Genomic DNA, 19,789 nt, shown 5'->3' on the forward strand with positions numbered 1-19,789 from the left:
CTCTAAAAGCCCTTGTTAATCATCGGAAATTCGTAACGTTCATTGGGCTTTTCGTTATGGGACTTGAACTAACAACATTCATTCCATTTCAATATCGTCAAAACCTAAAACTTAAAGAGTACTTCGACACTTGTCGGGTATAAAAAGTTTTCCAAACCTAAAAGTTAAGTCTTCATATCAGGCTCTTACCACGGAGAAACTTCAGGATACACAAACCATTCTTTACCTATCTTTTTACGTATTAATTTTCTCGCTTCCAACATATGCCTCACTGAGGATGCTTTCTTCCCAAGTTGTTTTTCGAAATCCTTCAGTGGTATCAGTTTATCCTCCAGAAATTTTGTTAATAATTTGTCATACGAATCCATAACACAATAAGCTATAGACTTTATCAGATGTCCACTTCTATATGAATCATACCGCTCAGCAATAAAAGACATCTTAAAGTCTTCAAGTACGTATGCGGGGTGTGTATCCGTAAAGCTCCAGAAGAATGTAGCCCCCCTGTCAAGTCCTTCCAAATACATTTCTTTCTCTTTACCTTCTGAAGGGATAACTGCATTCACAAACCTGTTGCTTAGAAGTATTACGTTCATGAGGATTCTTCCAACCCGTCCATTTCCATATTCGAAAGGTATAATACTCATAAAGAGTGCATGAGAATGCTCAGCAACATCTAAGGTCCACCTATTAGTTAACACTACTACAGTGTACATAGACCAAAGACTCATCCATTCTTCTATATAACTCATAGGTGGTGATAGCAATGCGTCATCTGTTAGCATATCATCGACATCGGCGTATCCTAATCTTTCTTTCGGTTTCCCTTTCCTGTACTGACCAACATTCGACATTTCTGGAAGTCCATAAAAGAGGCTTGCATGTATAATCTTTGGTAACAATCCCAACCAACCAAAGATGTTCCTACCTTCTTCCAACGTTAATGCGTACACCGAGGAAGCTACTTCGTAGTACCTAATTACCTGTGCCCAGTTGGGGTCTATACCCTTAAACGAATTTCTTGTAAGGTCAGTTAGAATTTTTTCCACCTGAGCATCACTGTATTTTCCAGACAAGATTTTTTCAACGATACCATCCATGTATTTCTCCTTTTGGGCAGCTATCTGTTTAATCTTTTCCAAATCCTCACGTTCCACGTAAACTCCATCGAGCCTGCAAGAATGGAAAGCCTCCTCCCAAATCAGCTCATCCAAATGCTCCACGGTTATATCCTCCACAAAGTTTTCAAGCAATTCATCACGCCATTCTACCCTTGCAGTTAAATTTATTGAATCATACGGCATACTTTTTCACCCCCACAATTCGAACACGTTCGGTAAACTGTATGACCAAGAATCCAACAATATTACCTTTTCTCTAACGTTCCATCATTTCAGGGTATACAAACCATCTACCTGCCGGTTTTGTAGCTATCAATTTCTTTCTTTCAATCATCTTCCTCACCGCATCAGTAGTCTTTCCTATCCTTTTTGCAAACTCATCCGCCGAAATTAGCTTATCTTTATTGGCAGAGCAAATCTGTCTATCAAGCGCATCTATCAAAGCAAGTCCGAGCAACGCTGAAAGTTTTTTCGTATCATCGCTTGAAAACATTTTATCTACTTGCTCGGCAGATAAATCCTTTGGAGAATATTTAAATAACCTTCTTATTCCCTTTTCAGCATTTTCCAAAGCCTTTATATATTCATTCCTCTCTTTTTGCTCCATTCCTTTAATTGTGATATTAATATACCCATGATAAATCAAATAGAAATTCATCAAAATCCGTCCGATTCTGCCGTTACCGTCCTCAAAAGGATGGATACTTTCAAAAAGAACATGAGCTCTCGCAGTTGCTTCATGGACAGGATGGTTATCATACACAAACTGAATGTATTTGAGCCAAAAACTTACCCAATCTGAAATATCGTATTCAGGTGGTTTAATCTTTGCACCTGTTATTTTGATTGGACCATTCCTAAAATTACCCAACCTTTCTGAATTGCTGATAATCCCTTCGAACAACTTCTTGTGGCACATCCTAACAATAGCTAATGAATAAGGATTTTCGCCTGTTTTGTAATATTCAAAAGCTAAGTCGTAGAAGAAACTTGCAGTTCTAAAATAATTTACAACCTCTCTGCTTGATTTGTACCTTCCATTCAGAACCCCTTCCAATTCTTCATCGGTTGCAAAAATCCCTTCTATCATAAGTGAGTTCCTCGTCTCTTCAGTCAACATATACAGCCATTCAGTGTTTGGTATCTGAATTACACTTAGCTTGAGCAGGTTCCTTCTCCATTCTATTAACTTTGTTAAGTCATTATTCATCTTTCCACCACCAACAACTGTCCTGTTTGTTTCTTGTGCTTTAGGGTGATACTTATTAAGCATTTTAAATAAATGATTTTAAAAACCTTGAACTTTGTCCTGTTTAACAACCAAAACCTTAAAACGGACACATGGTTACGTTTTCGACACACATCATTCACTCTTTCTTAACTTACTATACCTTCTCTTTTTATATGCCAGTTCTCGTTTATATCTTACCACAAAATCCCTTGTTTTTTCAAAAGATTTTAGCCTGTGATATAATTACGTTAGAGAATGAAAGACCACTTGAATAATTGAAAAGAAATCCAAAAAGGAAGGATGACGATGGTAAGCAACGGTGGGAAACAAAACGACAAGATATTCCCCAACTCAACTCCAAATAAAATGAAAAAGGTCAAGAAAAACTCGACAAACAAAAACAACATGGTTTATATTTTCAAAATAACCCTTGGAAAATCGTTTGCGAGTGAATCTTTTTTCAAAAAAGTCAAAGAACCACCCTATAGAGTTATAGCCGTTTTGGGCAGGACAACACTGTATCGGCTCGCAAGAACTATCATCGATGCTTTTGGCTTTAGATTCGACCACCTCTTCGGATTTTATGACAACACCAAAAGTTGGGCTAGTTCAAAAATAAGATACGAGCTGAACGTCGATTTGGAAGAAAAAGAAAACATAATAGAACCGGAGGAAATATTCGAAGGTCTTCCACCAGAAAAACTCAAACACCCATTTAAAAACCGGCCCATCAGAAAAGGAGTTAAAAACACAAAAGTCAGCCAAATATTTGAAAAACCTCGCCAGAGAATGCTGTTTCTATTCGACTACGGTGATGAATGGCATTTCATTGTCGAATTAAAGAAGATAGTTGAACCTGAACAAAATATCAGATATCCCACTATCCTCGAAACCTTTGGCGAAGCACCTGAGCAATATCTGGAATACGAAGAATAATACATACATTAGTCAAACTTTTTTGAAAATCTCGAAAATTAAGCATTACTTAATCGTTTTCAGTTGGAACTGGTCGAACACAAAAGAGGTGACTAAATTTGATAAAGAACGTACTCAGATACCCTGGTGGAAAATCAAAAGCACTGGATTTAATAATACCAAAAATCCCGAATAATATACAAGAATTCAGAGAACCAATGGTAGGCGGAGGTTCTGTTTCACTTGCCATCAAACAACTCTATCCACATGTTAATATTTGGATAAACGACCTCAACTACGACCTTATTTGCTTTTGGAAAACACTACGGGATAATCCTTCAGAGCTGATAGACGAAATTATGAGAATCAAACTTACAACAACGGATGGTAAAAAACTTTTCTTAGAATTGTCTAACCAAACTGACGGGACAGAATTTGAAAGGGCGGTAAGATTTTTTATCCTTAACAGAATCAGTTTCTCTGGGACAGTCGATTCTGGTGGCTATTCACAGCATGCATTTGAACGCAGATTTACTATCAGTGCTATCGAAAAACTTTGGGAAGTTTCCAAAATAATCAAAGACTTCAAAATCACCCACGGAGACTATGAACCTCTCTTATTTGAAAATGGGGAAAAAGTCTTCATATTCTTAGACCCACCATACTACAGCACAACCAAATCAAAGTTGTATGGTAAGAAAGGAACACTCCACACAACATTTGACCATGAAAGATTCGCTCAGAACGTCCAAAAATGCTCGCATCTCTGGTTAATCACATACGACGACTGCCCAGAAGTACGCCAACTCTTTTCATTTGCCTACATCTACCCTTGGGAACTCCAGTATGGAATGACGAATTACAAACAACCAAAAGCAAGAAAAGGCAAAGAGCTTTTCATATCCAACTATCCTCTTCACGATATCAAAGAAATCCAAAAACCAACACGACCAACAAAAACACATCAAGAACAACTAACCTTCAGCTGGTAGGAACTACAGCAATATCAAACACCCACGGTGAGCCTTCTGAAAAAACTTATTTCAAAACAAAAACCTTACCATCAGAGCCGATGCTACTTTAGAAAAGCATCGGGCTCAATTATTTTCACGCCTAATCTTTCAAATTGATTCTTGTCAAAAATAATTACTCCTTCTGCATCTGAGTTTAAGGCATCTCACGCAAGGTATGCATCAATCCAATATTTTTTCATCCCTTCAGCCTCTCACTTTCCTTCTTTGCTGCCCATATCTTTTTGGTATTCTCTGTCTCCTCTTCCAAACTTGAAAACTTCACGTTTGATTTTAAAGAGCCGTACAACTCAGAAAGTCTTTTTCTTTTCACCACTTTCATCAGAATTGTTCCGTCATCAAGCATACGAAAGATGACTAAATCTCCCGTCTGAGCACCTATTACCTTTCTTATTTTTGCTGGTATCTGCACCTGACCTCTGCTTGAAATTGTACCGGAAGATTGTATAATTTCATGCATTAGAATCACCCCCTACGAAGTTCATCACTCAAAAGCATAAAAAACCACTTTTCAATTAAGTCGTGAGCTTTTTCAACCCAGTTCAAAATTTCTTCTTTATTATGTGGCACATCATTACCATTTGCATTAACGCTTAGCATCCATATCAGCGATTCCTTATTATATGCAATCCCTCTTTCTATACGCAACGTAATAACACCGCCCGGCTCTTTGGTTGGGTAATCTACTCTAAATTCTAATCCTGTAGGTTGAGCGGTAACCTTTCCATCCTCGAAAAGTTGCCCAGGTAAACGTAGTTCTATCCCAAAATGTGCCTTCAAAAAGTCAAAAACATTTTCTTTAGCAAAATTGAAATCTACTGCGTTAATGTATATTAACGAAATACTCTCGTATTCCGTATAATTAACCTTGTCAAGCACAGTAAGCACTTTTTCAATTCTTCTTTTGAAGTCGTTCCAACTGTAATTTTCCGTGTCGTTAAGTGTCAAAATCCCAGGTCCGACTTGAACTAACGGCCAGCTGTTCTCTCCTTTTCTGAACCTATGTTGTACTATATGTTGTACTATATATATGGCACTAAATCATCTGGAACCCCTGCTGTTGGCAACTGTTCATATTTTGGATAATCATGCTTCAGTTCTTCATATATCCTACCAACGTTTAGTTTGTAGTTTGGATCCATCCTAACACCAGAAGCATCTTGTTCGAGCTCCCATCTCACTTCAAATATCGCCTCAATAAGAGGCTTATTCCTTAAATTTTGAGCCTTCATACTATTTCCACCAACCTTCAAACAGTTTAAAAATTAATATCGACTCGACACCCAAACTTGCAAACTGTATTATACCCACTATAGTTATACCACAAAAAACCCTTAGAATCATGCAATCTTATTTATCTGAAAGTGGTATAATATTTAATGTGAGAGAAAAAACTTTCAGATAGGGGTGAGTTCATATGGAATTCACAAAGGACGAACTGTTAAAAATAATGTTCGAGGAACTGAGAATAGCTCAAGAGATAATTAAGCGAATGGCGAACAACTCGTTCCTTATCAAAGGTTGGTCGATAACATTGGTTATTGGAATTTTGCTACTTAAGGGTACCGAGATAACAGCATATTTAACTTACATCCCAATCGTCTTTTTCTGGTACCTCGATGCTTACTTTCTCTGGCTCGAAAGGCTATATAGAAAACTTTACGATTGGATACGAGAAAATAGACTAAAAACCACTGAACACTTATTCGACATGAATTACAGTAGGTTCACCGGACAAGAAAAAACATTACTTCAGGTAGCTTTTTCTAAAACTTTACTCTCATTCCACGGCTCATTATTACTCTTAACAACACTTTATATACTTTTCTTACTGTGAGGTTGTGAATCATGGCTCGCAAGGTATTTTTCAGCTACCATTACGAACATGAATTTGGCGGGTGAACCAAGTACGCAACAGCTGGGTTACAAAAGGCTCATTCCAAGAAGCAGGTTATATCGATAAGGCTGAATTTGAAAAGCTAAAATTAAGAGGAGAACAAGCTGTAAAAAAATGGATAGACGAACAGCTTGAAGGAACGAGTGTTACAGTAGTTCTCATCGGAGCTGAGACTTATCAAAGAAAATGGGTTAGATACGAAATACTCAAAAGTTTTGACAGAGGAAACGCACTTCTGGGAATCCGGATACATAACCTGAAAGACGAAGAAGGAATGACTGATAAAGCTGGAGAAAACCCTTTTCATTACGTCGGTGTTGCTAATTTATCAAATGAACTCGTTTATGCAGAACTCTCAAACAACGGTGTAAAAAAATTTGACTTACTCCAAAACCCAAGTATAAAATTTCCCCCTATTGAGAAATTTATACAAATTTCCAAAGTTTATAACTCCCTCTACAACGTTGATATACAAATATACGACTGGAAAGTGGACAACGGATATTACAACATAGGTCAATGGGTTGAAAATGCTGCGAGTGCTGTAGGAAAATAAGCGGGTATAGCAGAACTCTTGATTATTTTCCAACACTTTCAAATAACGAGTTATACAATCAACAACGGAGCGCTAAATTTAAAGGAGTGAAACAAATGCGAAGAAAAACCATAAAAAACTTAGAAACAAGTATATCAGTAACTGAAGGAAAAGAAAACCCAACCAAGTCAAAAGACATCCTTAGCATTACATTAAAAGACTTTGGTCCAATAACCTCTGGTAGAATCAGCGTTAAACCTCTTACGATATTTATTGGACCAAACGGTTCAGGAAAATCTTACGCTGCGAAAATGGTTCATGCTATAGTGCGTGCACTTAGCTTAGGAACAAAAGGGTTACTAATTCCAAGAGAACCACTTTACAAATCCAAAGCCAAACACATCTTAAAAAAATTTCCAGAATTCATTGAAGAATTAAAAAAACTTCAAATCGGTTCCGAAATCTCCATACCTCAAGACAAATCTCAAGAACTTATAAACCTCGCGTTGCGGGACACTTACGAGTACAGATTATCCAAGGAGATTTCAAGACTCTTTGGAAAAGAACTCAATGAGCTAAAAACCTTTGGGAAAAATAGCTTTAAAATAAACGTTTCTGTAGGTAATTCTAAGATAAAATTGTCCTCCCGCAAGGAGAAATTAGAAGTGGATGTAAAAGACATACACTTGCTGAAAGGCTTTGAGATACGTTTAACTCTTAAAGACTCAGAAACTTTGCAAGTGGCTTTACTGAGTGCAAATAATGTGATTATCAACTTTGTGAACACTATTTTGAAAAAACAAAAGAGCGTAATAGATAACCTTATCGACTCGATATACACTTCTTTAGTATTTTTTACTGATTACACATTTATTTATCCGACCGTTGGCTTATTTTCAACTTCGCATTATCTACCAGCGGAACGCTCAGGAATACTTCAAACCTATCGAGAAATAGCTTCGGCGCTCGTCCGCTCTGGAGCCGAATTTTTCGAAGACCAGCAAATGCGCTCCCTTCCAGGCACGGTTGCCGATTTTATTTCAACCATTATAACTCTGCCGAACAAGGAAGGAAAACTATACGACACATTTAAACCCTTTGAGAACGAAATACTGAACGGAGAAATCATAGTCGAAAGAACCGCCACAAATCTAATCGCAGAGGTGAAATACAAATTCCGAAACGCAGAGATTTCTCTGGAAAAAGCTTCGTCTTCCGTTTCCGAACTTGCCCCACTATTTTTGTATGCCGAATACCTTCTCAAACCCGGAGATATTCTGATAATCGAAGAACCTGAAGCGCACATCCATCCAAAAAATCAAAGAATACTCGCCCAACTTCTTACAAGACTTGTTAGAAGTGGAGTATATGTTATTGTAACCACACACAGCGACTTTCTGATAGAACAGATTAATACCTTCATTCTGCTTAGCAAAATACCAAAAGAAGAAAGGAAAGAAAAATACGGTTACGGCGAGCAAGACTACATTCTAGCAGAAGAAGTATCACCATACCTTATGAAATTCGACACCAAAACAGGAGGATACCAAGCAAAAAAGCTCAATGTGGACTACGAAAAAGGTATCTCCGAGCAGGAATTTATAAAAATTTACGAAGAGCTGTACGAAGAAGCTTTTAAAATTAAGGAAGACTTAAGGGACTAGGGATAAAGTGGAGGATATCAAATGCCTATGTCATACCTTCAAACTGCATTGAGTAAATATACAAGAGCCTTGTTATCTTCTTGTGAAGAAAACAAATGCGCCTTAAAGAAACCTAAGGAATGGACACATGATACCCTGATTCTCAAAGGTGAAGATTTAGCAAAGAACATAGAAAACGATACAGAAAAGAATATAAAAATGTGTGATTGTATAGTCTTTGTCTTAACTAACAACGACACTTTGCACGTAATAATTGCAGAACTTAAGAGTAAGACAGTCCATGCAAAGGAGTTAATAGAAAAACTTACAAACATTGACGGAGAAAAATACAACATACTTACCAAACGCTGTGGAATAACTATAGAAGACGTTATGAACTTCTGAGAAAATCTAATCCGCACCGTTAAAATCTGGCATATTTTCGCATACTGCTCAATAGAAAGTTTTGGGGATAATGCTAAATAAAAGCTTGACGCAGAAAATGCAGTATTCTCAGACAGAAGACACCCCAAAAATGCTTCTCAAAAGTTGGTATCCCGATATAAACAACTCAACAGTTTTATACCACAAGTGTGGCTTTAAAAATTCCATTACATTCGCAACAAATACAGCATCGATAAGTCGTCTTCAAAGATTGCAAATACTCTTCTAAACTATAACATTCTCAAAAGCACAAAAAGTTCTCTTCACCTTACCTTGAATGTCCATCTGTGGTAAGTTATAGAGTTTCGCAAAGTTCATCGCTCTTTTGTTGCTTTGTAGAAGTTTCACTACCAAAATAGAGTCTTCCTCAGTCGGCTTGAAACTGTTCCTTTGGTTCCTGCTTTCCTTAAATTTTCTAGTTTCGCAATCATCTACTATCAACTCATAGTAAAAACAAGCAATGGAATCTAAATTCTCATTGTTAATAGACTTTTTCCTACTTAAGCAAGGTCTAAAAAGGTTGGAAAATCTTCATTTATATATCCATGGTACTTGAATAGTTAAAAGTATTTGAAAAAAACTGCAAAGGAAAATAGACACTATCGTTTTACAATTGACTACTTTTGCCACGGCAAGTTAGCATTATTAAGAGAAGAGTTTGTGGAGCCATTTTCCTGTCAACAAGTGATTATTTTTTGAATTTTTCTGATATAATTTTATTGGTCGGAATTTAGAACTTCTTACCGTATCTTTTGTCAAAAGCGCTGTAACAGGCAAATTCACCACAGAGATACAGCAAAAAGAACTTTCTCTTAACAAAACCCGGATAGTTATTAGAGGTGAAAGAAGATGCAAGTACCCAAAATTACATATTTCAATCCCCACATTCTCGAGAAACTTGCAAGTATGAAACCGAACAAAGCTGTTATAGCAAGACAAAAGTATAAAAATTTTAATATGTGGTTGGAGGGAAAAAATTATCCAACATATAACCAGTTGGTTGAGCTCTCCAAACTCTTTAACGTACCATTTGGATATTTTTTTCTGGATGAGCTCCCAGAGTATCTCTTCCCAATTCCACACTACAGGACTAATCAAAATGGAGTTTTCACTCCGTCCGAAGAATTAAAGGACACCTTAGAATACGCTGAAGACATACAGAAATGGGCTAAGGATATACTCATAGAATTAGGAAACGATAAACTTAGTTTTTGTGGTAAACTCAAAAATGAGTACAAGGTAGACGAAGTCGTAGACGAGTTAAAGAACATTTTCGAAATTAGAGATGGATGGGCCGAATCGATGAATAGCTGGCGTGATGCTTTCAGATACCTTGTTACCAAGGCTGAAGAGAAGGGAATAATAGTGCTTGTGAACGGAGTTGTATGGAACAACACACATAGAAAGTTGGATGTTGAAGAATTCAGAGGCTTTGTGCTGTACGATGAAATAGCTCCAGTAATTTTCATCAACAACAATGATTATATCTCTGGAAAAATTTTCACCCTAATACACGAGGTTGTTCACATAATAATAGGAAAGAGTGCCTCCTTTGACTTAAAAGACTTACAATCTGCGCAGAACGAAATAGAAAAATTTTGTGACAAATGCACAGCAGAGTTCTTAGTTCCAACTCAAGAGTTAAAGAAAGTTTACAAAGGTATAAAAAATTATGAAGAATTGGCAAAGAAGTTCAAAGTTAGCCAAATAGTAATTGCACGCAGGTTGTTAGATCTAGAACTGATCAGCAAAAACGAATTTTACAACTTTCTACAAGATAGCAAAAGAAAGGAAATAAAACAATACAATCGCGGTGGCAATTTTTATGAAATGGAAATACAGCGACTCAGTCGTCGGTTCCTAAGAATATTAAGTTCTGCTATATATAACAATCTAATAACTTACTTAGATGCTATCCGCTTCACGAAGCTCAAACGTGACACATTCTCTAAACTGGTGAGGTATTCGACGTGAAGTATGTACTTGACTCTAATACTTTCATAACCCCATATCGAAACTATTACAGCTTTCAGTTTGGAACGAAATTTTGGGACTTTCTACTCGAAAAAGCTAAGCAAGGCATTGTAGCAAGTATTGACAAAGTACGAGACGAACTTATGAACGGAAATGACAAACTGAAGCATTGGGCACTCACGGAGTTTGCGCCATATTTTCTCAACACAAAAACGGATGCAGTCCTTAAAAAGTATGCTATACTTGCACGCTGGACGAATGAACAAAAAGGAACTTACAACGATTAAGCCATAAAAGAGTTTTTGAACGAGAGAAACGCAGATACGCGGCTTGTTGCCTTTGCATTAACAAACCCAGAGGAATATATGATTGTAAATTTGAAAAGGAAGATAAGCATATTAAAAGAAAAATACCAATACCAAACGCGTGCGTTGAACGCAATATAAAATACGTTGACCTTTTTCAGATGCTCAAAGATTTACGTTTCAAGCTATAAGAGATGGAATAAAATAAGCCGTCGATTTGCTAAAACGTTCTTATTTCACCAGAAGATAAAAGATATTTGTTAGCCACAAATAACCAAGGAATGATAATTATAAGAGTATTTTGAAAACCTTCAACCATCGATTTAATCAATTAGCAGATGGGTAATTAGGTAGTTTATAAAGCGTTCTTTCACAACACCTTACATACCGACCAGTATACGGCGGTTTATTGGTTGACATGAGCTTTCTGCTCACTGGCTTGTGATTTTCAACTCCCGCTGGTCATCTTCGAATTCGCCCCTTCTTTCACCAAGGTAACCATCTTCTGTTTTTTGATTGCCGTCATTTGAAATTTTAAAAGTCAAAGCCTTCTAAGGTTCTGTTCTTCGCCCTGCATGTAGTGAACTGTCACCAATAAACGGTAGCTCATGCTAAGTGTAATTAAATCGAGTAGGAGCTGGGTACGTAGGTAATTTACCCGCCACATTTACGTTCCCACTACCAAGCCCATAGCGGACTTTCAGCGCCAAGCTGTCGCTCATGCCGGGCGCACATGAAATGGCTTCGGTATAATACCGAAGCCATGGTAAGTAAGTAGAAAGGAAATGTGTTTATTTTTCTATATTCGCAGAAAATTTTACAGCAGGAGAAACATCTTAAAAATTAACTAAGAAATCTACTTCGCCCTTAGAGCTTACTTTTGCTTAAGGTTCTCAAACGCTTTTGTATATGTGTTTGGAACCAATTCCGGAGTAACCCTCTGACCTATTTCTTGCCATATCGAAATGCGCTTATTGTTATTTAGCCAAGCTAATAGCCAAAGCTTTTTCAAAATTTCATCATTGCATCGACGAACTGTTTCTAAATCTACTTTCTCCTTTTTAAAATCGTTTATCGTGTTCTCAACGTCTATCGAGTATTTTTCACCTGCTTTCTTTATATTTTCGTAACTGACTACTGTTTTATTATTACTAAACTCCTCTACTATTTCGAATAGAAGGTCAAGCCTGCCTTCGGAAGAGAGGTGTTCAACCAGTTCATGTTCAAGATCTTTTTTATCTGTATAAAAAATCCCGTCTTTTTCGTTTTTTGTAGTTTTAGTATTGTCATCTTTGTCCTTTATTGCAATAGTTTTTATATTGAACGCGTCTAAAACTTTTTTCAATGGTTCTACTGACTCCTTTCCGTCAGCTTTTACAACTGAAATTCCTAGGTCATCCAAATCACCGATACACTTTGATATCCACCCCGGCACACAGCCCAACTCAGAATCTCCTTCGACTATTACAACCGCTTTGGAAAAGAATGCTTCTTTTACGTATGCAATATTTCTTAATAAATGTTTTCTCTCTTTATCATCTATATTTACTTTTGTTCCTAACGCGCAGGACAGTTTTTTCTTATCATCTATATAAAACCTTATATAGTGCTTATAATCATTCAACAACACTCCTGGCGAATGCGTCACAATGATTAGCTGGCCTTTTATGCTGTGAATTCCGAATAGCTCTTTTAACAATTCATTAAATTTACTATCTTCATTGTTAAGTATTCTTCTTAAATATTTAACCAAGCTTCTCTGCAAATAAGGGTTCAGATGTATTTCTGGCTCATCAAGAGCAACAATCATTGAGATATCCTTCTTTCGATTGTCACTTCTTTTATACCCATCTGCAATTTTTTTTACTTTGTCAAGTATGCTTAGGATTATCAAAATCACGAATTGCAAACCAGCTCCTGCATCAGTAATATTAATATCTGTGCTATCTTTCAAGATAACTGCTTCTGAAATAATATCTTCAAGCTTTATTTCTTCATCTTTGCTGGCTTTAATACCGTATCTGACAAAATGTTCGATTTTATTGAAACATTCATTCATTGTATTAATAAGATTATTTAGTACACTTTGATTAAATACATCATCAACTTTAACAGCTTTGTTAGCGATTACTTTTTGAACTATATATGACAAAAACCTGCCTACACCTCTGTTTCTATAAAAATTTAGTTCGTCTTTTGGTATTCTTAAAGGATCGTATTTTATAAAGTTTGCCAGCCTAATACCCATATATTTTAAGTCTTTATCACTTGATTCATCTTTCAACTCTATTCTATCATCTGGAGAATTCTGAATAACTTTAATTTTTACTATATCCTTCTTTCCTTCCAATCCTAGAGCGCTGCTCTCTTCCTCTGTTACTTTCAGTGATACATCTACTATGATAGGTTTTTTATTGTTAGCAAAATCACTTTGCGAAAACTTCGTCCCATTAAAAATAGTATCTAGTAGGTCTAAAAAATTAGATTTTCCTAAGTTGTTTTCACCTATTATGAAGTTAACTTCTTCATGAAGAGCTATTTCTAATCCATCCAGGTTTCGGTAGTTCTGAACTTTAACTGTCTCGATTTTCATCCCTAACCCCTCCTCCTACGTAAAAATGATAATGTTTACTAACAGTATTGAAATTCTCCAAAAACCGCATTATTCTTTAAATAGGGGACACCCTCACAACAACTCTTAACAAAAGGAGGTATCCCAATATGAATAACTTAACAGTTTCTTGTCCAAAGTGCGGTTCTTTGTCTATAAAAATGATCACGATAAATACGGTAACCAAGAGTTCTTTTGCAAAGACTGCAAAATAAAATTCACATATACATCATTCAAATGGTGAATGTTACATAACTAAATGAAATCTCAGCAAAAATACTACTCAGTGATACTACTAAAAAGGCTATCCCGTAAAATCTACCAGTTTCGTCCAAGTACCTTTTGCTTGCACCACAGGAACATACTCTTTTCATTCTTTTTCTTTTAGAAGAATAGACTTTCATTCTAAAGAGTTTTTTAACTTGTTCATCAACAATGTTCATGGTTATCCCTTCGAGATCTTTAATTAAATTTTTGAGTTTACCATACAATTCTTCCATTCGGTTTTCAATCTTATTTAACTTGCTTAACGGTTCACTCGTTTCTCCAATGAGGAAGAACATAGTTATTCGTAAAATGATTGTAACTACCTAAAGCATCAACTACACTTTTTGGTTTTTTCTGAACATATAATCCACCTCCCATGACTGCTTTTGTCGACAAACTAACAGTTAACTTAATTCTCAAACCGCACATCATATATAATATGTTTCCGTTTCACAAAATCGTGGAAAAATCACAGTTTGTATGTTAAGTAACAAATTGCTAAGATACCCGATGATTATTTTAACCTTATACCGCAAAGAAAACTTTCGAGCAGTAAAGAGCTCACCGACTCTTTTTTTGAGAAGATTATAGATGTAACATCTCTGTTTTAAGTTTTTCTATTCCACATGTTTCACTATTAGATATCGAAAATGTCTTGCACTTTATCTGCTCAATTCACAAGTATGATCAATATTAAAGAATAGACATATATAGCTCAACGAATTCAGAAGTAATTGCAAGATATTTAGCGTTCTTGTTACCCATTCTTTACAATGTAGCTCTAACCCTCCGAAAAACTTTTTACAGCAAGTTACTCACTAAAACTGAACTAATACGTCTTCAAATCGAGACAAGGCATAGTTTAAAATGCACATCCTCATTAAATAACAAAAAAATATCATAGTTTCCTAAGGATAACTCAACAACCATTTCCGTTTTTTTAGTCAAGCGTTTTAGAAAAATCACAAGCTCATTTTAAAGTATCATCTAAGAATTAAAATTTCTGTCACTAAATGAAAAAAATCAGAGACTCGTCAGCTTAACTCTCCTTTCGAAACTTAAGACTTCATTCACACATATTAATCGACGATGAGCAGAAAAACATGGAAGATAAGGGAAGCATCCAAATGAACTTACAACTGTTCTGCTAGGATGTCTATATTTGTTTTTTATTCCATAACTCACAGGAAACATACACGCATTTGGAAAAGCTTTAAAAACTTCAGGATTCCAATTATGTTTTGAACCGTGGTGAGGAATTAGAAATAAATTAACTTTGTCAATGTTCTTTTCTTTGAAATGTTTAACAATGCTTTCCAAGTCATGATTCAAGTTAATATCGCCCGTCAAAAAAGACGCACCGCCAAGGCAGTAACTATCAAAGCATCTCAAACCATAGTCCATACAGAAGCCCCTGCATATTTCTTCGAATATTAAACATTGAAAAATCAGCCGAGCCGTTGATGTAATTCTTAGGTCTTCGTGAGGACCAATATAGGTTATCAGTGATGTGTTATTTATTCGCTTCCCGAGTCCATTTCCCAAACTTTTTAAGGACTCTTCATAAGCTTCTTTTACTCTTTTTCTTAAGTCTGCATCATTTGCTATCTCCTTGATGATTTTCGCAAAATCAACACATTCACCATTCATTCCACTTTCTTTAAGCAGCGCTTCTCGAAATCGATTTAAAAATTCTTCGAGTTCCTTTATATCAACATGATAGTTGTAAAACGCCAGATAATAAGGTACTATGCGTTTCATACCAATTGAGTTTGTATTAACTACAAGTGCAATGTAGCCTTCTGAAGTTTTTACTACTGTGTGTTCTTCAACATCGTAATCCATGCTCTCCAGGCTTTCTCGGCTAACATTCCTAAGCCTGTCCAAAATACCAACTTCTCCATCTGAGAAAAATTCTACATCTTCTGGAACACCTTCCTTGCCATTTTCCTTTATAACAAAGATCTTATATTCCCTTCTTTCACCGTTCTTGGTCAACAATTCTGTTAAAAAACGGACAGGATTTGCAAGAAATTCGTAATACCATAAATTCGCAGTTCTCGACTTTAAAGCCCAGCCAAGTCTTATAAAAGGATGAATATATGGAATTACAATGTTTCGAACGTCAAATTCATCAAGAAGTTCTCTCAACCCATTTACGTGGTCTTCATGAAAGTGCGAAATTATGAGCAAATCAATCTCCTTCTTTTGGAAATTCCTTCTCTTAAATCTTTTGATTTCATCTCTTAAACTCAAAATTCTTTCAGAACCACAATCATACACGATCAAAATTTTTTGACCGTCACATTCAATAGTTGCTGAGTAAAACAATCCCTGTCCTACGCTGTGGAACGTTTCCTTGAAAGAAAGTTCTATACTCATTTTTACTACCACCTGTCTCGGAGTATTCGTAAAGCAACGGGGTTACTCAGACATTTTGACATACCTTAAGAGCAAAAGACAAAATACTTGTTGCTCTTTATTAGATTAATCTTTTTCTAGATTCGTACACTTATCAACCATTTCGGCTATATTCTCGAACCATGAAACAATCTCATCCCATGCTCCAGTCATCTCCAAATCTTTCTTTGTGATCTTCTTAGATAATCTCCCATTAAGTCTTTCCTTAATGTCTTTTTTATTAAGTGTTTTTTTGTATCTTTCCAAAATTATCTTCGGAATATCTGCATTATCCCAGTCACCAATGTCACTAAGGTCTATTCCAAACTCGGATTCTATAAGATGCCTTGGTATGTAGTTTTCCATTTCTCTTTTTTTGGTCAAAACGGCTTTTGAACCATCATTACGTCGATTCACCTGTTCTGAAACGTTCTGATATTTCCTGTCGCTATCTCTATCATATAAATGAAACTCAACGGCATTGGTATACTTCGTTAAATATCTACTCACATAGTCCTCACAATTTGCTCCATTCATTATGTTAAAAGCTAGTAGTCCTGAATCAATTGCCTTTTCTATGTCTATTATTTCCGTCAGCTCCGGAATAGATTTGTTTATTTGTTTCAGGAATATTTCATCGTTTTTACCTTCGACACACCATATTACCTTTCCAATATTGGGTAGCAATCCCATGTTTTTTATCATTCTGTTCTTGAGTTCTTCATTATTTTCTATACTAAATACGTTACCTCCTTCGACGTAACGAATAGACTTCAGAGGTAATAAACGAATGAATTGAGGGCTATGTGTTGTAATAAAAACTTGGTATCTTCCCGATTCGGAGAGTCTCTGAAGACTTTGCAAAAGCTGTATCTGCTTTTCTGGATGTAATCCTGTTTCTGGTTCTTCAATAGCGTATATCACTGTTTTTGATGTTTCATTCATCCCTTTATCATCTAAATGTTCAACCTGTGTTAAAAAGAAGCTTAGAAGCATCAACCTTCTAACTCCACTACCTCTTTTGTTCAAAGGTATCTCATTGTCAGTAACAAACCCCATATTTTTAAAGACATCTTTCCATTTTAATCTCTCAACAGAAGGTATGCTTGGCTTTATATCAATTTTATCCTCTGACAGCTCCTTAAACTTTTCTTTCGTCTTTTCTGCAATACCTTTCACTTCATTTATGACTTCATTTGCTATTTCTTCAAGTTTGGCTTTAATGTCGGAGCGATTAAGAATTTGAATAACTGCGGTATTTAGCGGGTCCTGAACTTCTGGATCAGCTTCCTGGTTTTTTCTATCAGCTTGGAACAAAGCATATGAAGGCACGTATTCCTTTATTTTGGTCCAGATCTCTTTTGTACTGTCAGAGTCTATCGAAATCTCCGTATCCACAAATTTTAGTTTTTCTTTTCCTTCGACGTAATTTCGAATACTTCTCCTAATCTCAGCAGCAGTTCTCATGTCCGCATCTTTAATTCCAAGTTCTTTTGCTTTATCCTTGAGCTTGTCAATCTTAAGAAGTATCAGGTCTTTTAACTCATCATTACAAGGATGATAGCATTTGATAAATGTTCTTTTCAATTTATCTTCTCTATATTCTTTCCAAATCTCCAACTTATCATTAGTATTAAGTAAGTACTCCTCCTTAAGACTCGTAGGATTAGTAGAATCAATCACGATTTGATCTGGAACCTCGGAAAACACAACGCCTATCCTAAATACATTATCGCCCTCATTTCTTGCATCAATGTTCATGTCACTTCCCTGGAGTTTGACAATAGAATCTCCCTCATTAAAAAAGATTTCAAGCACCTCAAGGATTGTTGACCTTCCTTGGTCGTTCTTTCCAACAAAAGTTACAAAATCCTCAACTTCGATTTCCTGTCTTCCCTTGTATGCTCTGAAATTCTCGAGAATAATCTTCTCAACTTTCATAAATATCTTCCGCCCTACCGTTTTTAAAATGATGCACACAAAGTTATATGAAGTATTCTAAATTATCGGTCTTTTTTCATCGTTAATCACTGTTTATTTTTGCCAAGTGACAAAACTTTATATCTATAGAGTTTACTCCTCTTTAGATATCTATGATTACGTTTACATTTATAGGGTTTCGCAGTTAGATAAGCATCGCTCAAAAATACATAGCAGGGAGAGAGTATATGCTAAGGAAATCGATTCAAAGTTTCTCTGTAAAAAATTATGAACTCTCACACTTTTGCCTAATCAAACAACTTCTTAAGCTTTTCCGAAGAAGGTAATAGACTTTCGCTAATTTCAAGATCCTTTGATATAAAGAACTCCTTGCCCTCAAAAATAGCCTTCATTATGAGCCAGACACGGTCTTTGTATTCTATTCTCACTGTACTATCCTTTAATTGCTTCCATTCGATTTTTAGTGTAATAGAGGTTATAGTTCCAAGAATGCTTCCATCGTCTTTGACCAAAAATGTATTTTCTGGCATTTTAACTTCGATTTCTCCTGATTTGCCTATGTCTTTTGGGTCCTCGTAAGAATCTGTAAGACTGCTTACAAACAATCCCACATTCACAGTGCTACCATCCAAAAAACGGATGTAAAAATTTTCCGAATGATCAATCACATTAGTCTCAAATGGTGAATTAACAGAAATCTTGAAACTGGCTGAAACACTTCGGACATACGCTTTGCATCCTATTTCCAACCAATCAATTTTGCTTACCAAATCATTTTCAGTGGGCTCACATAAAATTACAAGGCCAATACCTTTTTCCCTTGCATACCTTTCCGCACTTGCTGTGAAACCCGAGCTTGAAACAATAACACCTTTGCTAAGCCCACAGTCCTCAACGATTGAAGAAACCTTCATAACAACGTCTTTGTCAACTTCTCTTTCCCAGTGCTTACACTCAATGTAGGTAAGATACTCATGAAGACCATCAGAATGTGCCGTTAACACATCCAGCTGATATTCATTTCCGCTTTTACCTTTTAACCTACAATTACTTCCATAACATACCACTTTAACTCCATTTTGCTCACCAAGTTTTTCGTAAATCAATTTCACAATTTCTTCGTACTCTTTCCAGGCCTTTTTGGGCATTCTAACACCTCTTTCAATAAAGCAACACAAAAGCACCATTTTCAAAAGAACCAAGTTTAAAATGCTATGGTTTGACTTCTCTCTTTAAGTACCACTGGCAAAAAAATTAAACTTTTCTATTCTGCTAGTTTCCATGCATGGCAAGAATCCTGCCTTATGCCAGAGCAAGTTTCACTAAAAAGCATTTGGTGTTACGTAAAAGTTCCAAAAAAGTATTGTGAATTTTTTATCAATGAACTTTCTTCTTAGTACGTAGTAAAACTTTCAACATATTATAATTTTACAACAATATATTTTTATTATAACACACACAAGCAAAAAAATAG

The 19,789-nt window shown here is 35.9% G+C and carries 19 protein-coding genes; 9 read left to right on the forward strand and 10 right to left on the reverse strand.

Annotated features, from left to right (window positions below; genetic code table 11):
* Positions 1 to 185: 185 nt before the first annotated feature.
* Together AC3M61_RS01270 and AC3M61_RS01275 are read right to left on the reverse strand one after the other, a co-directional pair.
* On the reverse strand, positions 186 to 1,304 hold the full coding sequence (locus tag AC3M61_RS01270) for a Fic family protein (protein ID WP_500779123.1): 1,119 nt from the start codon (positions 1,302 to 1,304) through the stop codon (positions 186 to 188).
* Between the two features lie 73 nt (positions 1,305 to 1,377).
* Positions 1,378 to 2,331: a Fic family protein gene (locus AC3M61_RS01275; RefSeq protein WP_500779124.1), complete on the reverse strand. Its 954-nt coding sequence runs from the start codon at positions 2,329 to 2,331 to the stop codon at positions 1,378 to 1,380.
* 327 nt (positions 2,332 to 2,658) lie between these two features.
* On the opposite strand from AC3M61_RS01275, the gene AC3M61_RS01280 reads away from it, so the two are divergent.
* Together AC3M61_RS01280 and AC3M61_RS01285 are read left to right on the forward strand one after the other, a co-directional pair.
* A complete protein-coding gene (locus AC3M61_RS01280; RefSeq protein ID WP_500779125.1) occupies positions 2,659 to 3,288 on the forward strand; it encodes an IS1096 element passenger TnpR family protein in 630 nt (209 codons plus the stop codon).
* A gap of 98 nt (positions 3,289 to 3,386) precedes the next feature.
* Positions 3,387 to 4,259, forward strand: a complete 873-nt coding sequence (locus AC3M61_RS01285) for a DNA adenine methylase (RefSeq protein WP_500779126.1) — start codon at positions 3,387 to 3,389, stop codon at positions 4,257 to 4,259.
* 217 nt (positions 4,260 to 4,476) lie between these two features.
* Here AC3M61_RS01285 and AC3M61_RS01290 read toward each other — a convergent pair whose 3' ends face one another.
* From AC3M61_RS01290 to AC3M61_RS01300, 3 genes are read right to left on the reverse strand one after another with little or no spacing between them, the layout of a single operon-like run.
* Positions 4,477 to 4,758, reverse strand: a complete 282-nt coding sequence (locus AC3M61_RS01290) for an AbrB/MazE/SpoVT family DNA-binding domain-containing protein (protein ID WP_500779127.1) — start codon at positions 4,756 to 4,758, stop codon at positions 4,477 to 4,479.
* 5 nt (positions 4,759 to 4,763) lie between these two features.
* Positions 4,764 to 5,330 (reverse strand): TIGR04255 family protein, encoded by a 567-nt coding sequence (locus AC3M61_RS01295; protein WP_500779156.1) that lies wholly within the window; start codon positions 5,328 to 5,330, stop codon positions 4,764 to 4,766.
* Complete coding sequence (locus AC3M61_RS01300; protein ID WP_500779128.1) at positions 5,321 to 5,530, reverse strand: TIGR04255 family protein; 210 nt, start codon at positions 5,528 to 5,530, stop codon at positions 5,321 to 5,323. The genes AC3M61_RS01295 and AC3M61_RS01300 overlap by 10 nt, the downstream gene beginning before the upstream one ends.
* A gap of 185 nt (positions 5,531 to 5,715) precedes the next feature.
* On the opposite strand from AC3M61_RS01300, the gene AC3M61_RS01305 reads away from it, so the two are divergent.
* From AC3M61_RS01305 to AC3M61_RS01335, 7 genes are all read left to right on the forward strand, one after another.
* Positions 5,716 to 6,135, forward strand: coding sequence for a hypothetical protein (locus AC3M61_RS01305; protein ID WP_500779129.1), 420 nt, complete (start codon positions 5,716 to 5,718; stop codon positions 6,133 to 6,135).
* Between the two features lie 61 nt (positions 6,136 to 6,196).
* A complete protein-coding gene (locus AC3M61_RS01310; RefSeq protein WP_500779130.1) occupies positions 6,197 to 6,751 on the forward strand; it encodes a TIR domain-containing protein in 555 nt (184 codons plus the stop codon).
* Positions 6,752 to 6,846: 95 nt separating this feature from the next.
* Complete coding sequence (locus AC3M61_RS01315; protein ID WP_500779131.1) at positions 6,847 to 8,394, forward strand: AAA family ATPase; 1,548 nt, start codon at positions 6,847 to 6,849, stop codon at positions 8,392 to 8,394.
* Positions 8,395 to 8,415: 21 nt separating this feature from the next.
* Positions 8,416 to 8,778: a hypothetical protein gene (locus AC3M61_RS01320; RefSeq protein ID WP_500779132.1), complete on the forward strand. Its 363-nt coding sequence runs from the start codon at positions 8,416 to 8,418 to the stop codon at positions 8,776 to 8,778.
* A gap of 888 nt (positions 8,779 to 9,666) precedes the next feature.
* On the forward strand, positions 9,667 to 10,791 hold the full coding sequence (locus tag AC3M61_RS01325; RefSeq protein WP_500779133.1) for an ImmA/IrrE family metallo-endopeptidase: 1,125 nt from the start codon (positions 9,667 to 9,669) through the stop codon (positions 10,789 to 10,791).
* Positions 10,788 to 11,078 (forward strand): DUF4411 family protein, encoded by a 291-nt coding sequence (locus tag AC3M61_RS01330; protein ID WP_500779134.1) that lies wholly within the window; start codon positions 10,788 to 10,790, stop codon positions 11,076 to 11,078. Before AC3M61_RS01325 ends, AC3M61_RS01330 begins: the two co-directional genes overlap by 4 nt.
* Before the next feature lie 74 nt (positions 11,079 to 11,152).
* Complete coding sequence (locus AC3M61_RS01335; RefSeq protein WP_500779157.1) at positions 11,153 to 11,287, forward strand: DUF4411 family protein; 135 nt, start codon at positions 11,153 to 11,155, stop codon at positions 11,285 to 11,287.
* A 683-nt stretch (positions 11,288 to 11,970) separates the two neighbouring features.
* Here AC3M61_RS01335 and AC3M61_RS01340 read toward each other — a convergent pair.
* The 5 genes from AC3M61_RS01340 to AC3M61_RS01360 form a co-directional block, all read right to left on the reverse strand.
* Positions 11,971 to 13,689 (reverse strand): ATP-dependent nuclease, encoded by a 1,719-nt coding sequence (locus tag AC3M61_RS01340; RefSeq protein ID WP_500779135.1) that lies wholly within the window; start codon positions 13,687 to 13,689, stop codon positions 11,971 to 11,973.
* A gap of 251 nt (positions 13,690 to 13,940) precedes the next feature.
* Positions 13,941 to 14,207, reverse strand: a complete 267-nt coding sequence (locus AC3M61_RS01345) for a hypothetical protein (RefSeq protein WP_500779136.1) — start codon at positions 14,205 to 14,207, stop codon at positions 13,941 to 13,943.
* Between the two features lie 790 nt (positions 14,208 to 14,997).
* Positions 14,998 to 16,356 carry an MBL fold metallo-hydrolase gene (locus tag AC3M61_RS01350; protein ID WP_500779137.1) on the reverse strand — a complete coding sequence of 453 codons (1,359 nt, stop codon included), beginning with the start codon at positions 16,354 to 16,356 and terminating at the stop codon, positions 14,998 to 15,000.
* 105 nt (positions 16,357 to 16,461) lie between these two features.
* Positions 16,462 to 18,315 carry an ATP-binding protein gene (locus tag AC3M61_RS01355; RefSeq protein ID WP_500779138.1) on the reverse strand — a complete coding sequence of 618 codons (1,854 nt, stop codon included), beginning with the start codon at positions 18,313 to 18,315 and terminating at the stop codon, positions 16,462 to 16,464.
* 287 nt (positions 18,316 to 18,602) lie between these two features.
* Positions 18,603 to 19,463 (reverse strand): restriction endonuclease, encoded by an 861-nt coding sequence (locus tag AC3M61_RS01360; RefSeq protein WP_500779139.1) that lies wholly within the window; start codon positions 19,461 to 19,463, stop codon positions 18,603 to 18,605.
* Positions 19,464 to 19,789 lie beyond the last annotated feature (326 nt).

The organism is Fervidobacterium sp. (assembly GCF_059913585.1).